Origin of the sequence: Bartonella sp. AP72JLCBS (assembly GCF_042195705.1) — a bacterium.
GTDB lineage: Bacteria > Pseudomonadota > Alphaproteobacteria > Rhizobiales > Rhizobiaceae > Bartonella.
Genome location: NZ_JBHIOU010000140.1, coordinates 328 through 573, shown reverse-complemented (window position 1 = coordinate 573; position 246 = coordinate 328). Strand labels below are relative to the sequence as shown.

At 71.5% G+C, this 246-nt stretch carries 1 protein-coding gene; it reads left to right on the top strand.

What is annotated here, in order from left to right; translation table 11 throughout:
- The coding region (locus ACFILO_RS09770; RefSeq protein WP_375678245.1) for a dihydroxyacetone kinase subunit DhaK at nucleotides 1-246 on the top strand (246 nt) is incomplete at both ends.

Below are 246 nucleotides of genomic sequence, written 5' to 3'. Positions count from 1 at the left end.
GCAGGCCTGTGCGACGCCGCCGCCGTGGGCGAGGTCTTCTCGTCCCCCACGGCCAGAAGCTTCTACGACGCCATGCGCGCGGCCGATGGCGGCGCCGGCGTGGCCTGCCTGTATGGCAACTACGCGGGCGACAACATGAACGTGGCCATGGCCGTGCAGATGGCAGCAGCCGAAGGCATGGCGGTCAGGACCGTGGTGGCCAACGACGACGTGCCTTCTGCCGCGCGGGGCGACGAGGCCAGCCGC